The sequence below is a fragment of the Xenorhabdus khoisanae genome (assembly GCF_001037465.1).
GTDB classification, from domain to species: Bacteria; Pseudomonadota; Gammaproteobacteria; order Enterobacterales; family Enterobacteriaceae; genus Xenorhabdus; species Xenorhabdus khoisanae.
In genome coordinates this window covers 1-3,667 of the sequence record NZ_LFCV01000207.1, presented here as the reverse complement: position 1 = coordinate 3,667, position 3,667 = coordinate 1, and the positions used below count along the sequence as shown (strand labels likewise).

At 35.8% G+C, this 3,667-nt stretch carries 3 protein-coding genes and 1 pseudogene; all 4 read left to right on the top strand.

The genetic code is table 11. The features are described from left to right. Window positions 1-610: 610 nt before the first annotated feature. A pseudogene (locus AB204_RS24085) lies at window positions 611-727 on the top strand (transposase); the annotation flags it as partial. Window positions 728-985: 258 nt separating this feature from the next. After that, window positions 986-1,810: a VOC family protein gene (locus tag AB204_RS23715; RefSeq protein WP_235428156.1), complete on the top strand. Its 825-nt coding sequence runs from the start codon at window positions 986-988 to the stop codon at window positions 1,808-1,810. 47 nt (window positions 1,811-1,857) lie between these two features. Next, on the top strand, window positions 1,858-2,631 hold the full coding sequence (locus tag AB204_RS20105; RefSeq protein ID WP_047965158.1) for an alpha/beta fold hydrolase: 774 nt from the start codon (window positions 1,858-1,860) through the stop codon (window positions 2,629-2,631). Window positions 2,632-2,962: 331 nt separating this feature from the next. Next, on the top strand, window positions 2,963-3,478 hold the full coding sequence (locus AB204_RS20100; protein WP_047965157.1) for a DUF6622 family protein: 516 nt from the start codon (window positions 2,963-2,965) through the stop codon (window positions 3,476-3,478). Window positions 3,479-3,667 lie beyond the last annotated feature (189 nt).

Here is a 3,667-nt window from a genome sequence, read left to right as displayed (position 1 = left end):
ATTCTTATGTTTTGATAATATCAATGCTATATTATTGATCGTAAATTTCCTGATTATTATATAGTTTTATAGGATATATGGTTCTTTATTAGGATGAAAATAAATTTACATCAGATAATCTTATGTAAAAATTAACTTCTCACTTATCATATAAATCTGAAGTATTGTACTTAACAGAGATTCAATGGACTGTATACAGTGTTTTTTTAAGCGCATTAATTCAAATTTATTTTGTTTATCAGTCTATAACTAATCATTATCAACAAATAAAATAATATCTAAATTAAAAAAATCTTTAAACATATAAACCATACCATTCCTATAAATTCAATAATATATTGTATTGTTTGATATTAAAGATTTTTTGTCTCTATTGATGTTACGGGTTACCGAATCAAAATTACGTATCAGATATGGTGCTCATTCGCTTGGTCGTAAAATACAATCAATTCAAGGAGGGGAATGTGGCAGAGTGAGATTCATGTTGTACCGGGAAACGATGACAGCCCGGAAACTGTTACAGTTTTTTCAGCGCTTGATAAAAGAAGCAGGGGGGCAAAGTCTATCTAATTCTGGATAACTTGCAGGTTCACCATACAAAGACAGTAAGACATTGATTAAAAAGCATAAGAGCCGGATTTTGATGTTTTATTTACCGCCATATTCACCGGAATTGAATCCAGATGAATATCTTAATGGCAATCTGGAAAGTGCCTTTCATCGTTAATCACTGGCAAGCAGTCAGCAGGAATTAGAAGGAAAGGTAAAAAGCCATCTCAGGAAGCTACAGAAATGAGAGAAGCGTGTTACGCGTTTTTTCACCATTCCAAGATTCTTTATGATGCAGCGTGATAAAAGTATAGATATTTACACGCCGAATTAATAAATATAGAAAACACTACTGACAAAAACTGTCACACCAGATTGCTACTCTGTGAACTCTACAACATGTTTTGAGTCATCTATCTAACTATTGGAGTTTTTCATGTTAACCCTGACTTTTTCTACATCGATAAATGCAAAACCATCTCAAATTTGGGCTCATTATGTTGATTTTGATTTGCGGAAAAAATGGGAGATTGATCTCGAATATCTTAAATTCGAAGGTGAAGTGAAAACTGGGCAATATGGCAGAATGGTATTAGGTGGTATGCCTGAGATACGCTTCTATCTTGCAAAGGTAGAAGTAAATAAAGAGTTCACCGATCAGGTTAAACTGCCACAGGTGGGAATATTAACTTTCTGTCACCAAATTTTGACCGATGAAAATAGCATGGCAAAGCGCATTCAGGTAACTGTTACTTTTGAGCCTGAAATAAATATGCTAAATGCCCAAGCTGAAAACTTCTTCAAACAAGTGACGCAAGATCTGGTTGAAACGGTATCAAGGCTTAAGGCGATTGTTGAACAAAATGAAGTTGAAGCAAATAAAATGGTAGACTCCATCCTTGTTAACCCTAATCTTCAACTGATTTATGTTTCTGATATCGAGCGTTCTACGGTTTTTTATAAAACTATTTTTAATGCTGAACCGCTCTTTTCCAGCCCGCGTTATGTGGCATTTTCTGCGGGTAAAGAGACAATCTTTGCGATTTGGAGCGGAGGTGCAAAGCCTGATAGCGCTATTCCGAGATTTTCTGAGATTGGTATTATGTTGTCATCCAACGAAGAAGTTGATCGACTTTTTGAAAAATGGCAAAAGAAACCACACATTGAGATTAAACAGAAACCTTATAATGATGTGTTTGGACGCACTTTCCTCGTGAAAGATCCTGATGGTCATACTATTCGCGTGTGTCCTTTGGATTAAGAGCCTATCCCATTAGGCTTTAAGGTAAATGAAGGAGATATTGTTTTATGTTAGGTTTTAATCATCAAAATGGCAGTTACTTAGAAATTGATGGCGCTCATATTTATTACGAGCGGCAAGGCAATCCAAATGGATATCCACTGATTTTTTTGCATGGTGGCTTAAGTGACATTGAGACATTTAACCGAATTGTGGATGAACTTGGAAATACTTACCAACTTATTGGTATAGATAGCAGGGGGCAGGGTAAATCGACGTTAGGGCAAGGAAATTTATCGTATAAGCAGCTTCAACAAGATGTAGAAGCAGTTGTCAGATATTTAACGTTAGGAAAATGCAGCATTATTGGTCACAGTGACGGAGGTATTGTGGCGTTGCGTCTGGCTGCGGCGGGAAGTATTCCAATTGATAAAATAGTAATAATAGGCGCTCATTGGACATTAAAAGAAGATGATCCGACGAGAGAGATATTTACACTGGTGACGGCAGATAGTTGGCGAGCAATGTTACCTGATACCTATGAAAGTTACTATAGGCTGAACCCAAAAGCAGATTTCAACAAATTGTTCAGTAGTATTGTTCCTATGTGGATTGATGATGGTGAAAGCGGTTACCCCAATGAATCTATCAGCAAAATAACGTGTAAATTGCTGGTGGTTCGGGGAGATAATGATAGCTTGGTTTCTCGCAGCAATTCGGTGGAATTAGCCGATAAAGTCACTCATTCCTGTTTCTTGAATATTCCTTTTACGGGACATTCGCCCCATGAAGAAAAACCAGAGTTGTTGATACCATTTTTGAAAGCGTTTTTATCAAATTAGATCCTGGCTGCTAAATTAATCATGCCTGAGGTATACACGATTGCATTTTTTGCTAAAAGCGTAATTGTGTCTCAGGCCTGTGTTTTTTCAGACTATTATTCTGTCCGATTAAAATTTTTAAACTTTCTAACTATTGTCGATAGCATTCTTTTACGGATAAATCGTAATTTTTAAGGTGGACTTATAAGGTAATGATAACAGGATAATTTATTTTCTTCATATTATATTAAACCTGATTTTTATAACCATTATTGGTGAATAAGTGTGAATAGTGGTCTATTTTATTCAGATTATTAATCATTTTATCAGCAATATGATAAAGAGAGGTGATATGTCGATTCTGACCATTTTGAAAGATACTCCACTCTGGGTTTGGCTTTTATTTGCTTTTTTAATTAAACGAGGTGTCAATGCGTTATATGACAGGAAAATAAGAATTGAACGTTTGTTCTTTTTACCAATATTGTTTTTTATATGGGGTGGTTACAATGTATTGAATGAGACAGTATTTACAAATGTTGCATTATTAATGTTTATATTGGGGATATTGGCGGGGGCTGTTGTAGGATGGATGTTATGGAGAAACCAACCTAGATTAAGAAAAGAAAGTGGCAGTGGATTAATTATTCGATCAGGAACGCCTTTGACTCTGATCCTCATGCTTGCGGTTTTTATAGTAAAATTCATTATTTCTGCCATGTCAGGTGTTAATCCTGCCTTGTTACATTCTTTCAATTTTAATCTGATGTTTGGTTTTGTGAGCGGTTTGTCTGATGGCGTTTTTTGGGGCGGGACACTGAATTTATTCATCCATTATTACAGAAACAACCCTAAAAATAGGCAGTGAGATAATTTTATGTTCCTTGCATTCACATAATAAGTTGCTGGAGTGTGTCTTTGTTTAGGGGAATATAAATTGATAGGGATGTAAACGCAAAAAGCCCGAACATAAGTTCGGGCTTTCACATATAAAATGGCGGTGAGGGAGGGATTCGAACCCTCGATACGTTTTCACGTATACACACTTTCCAGGCGT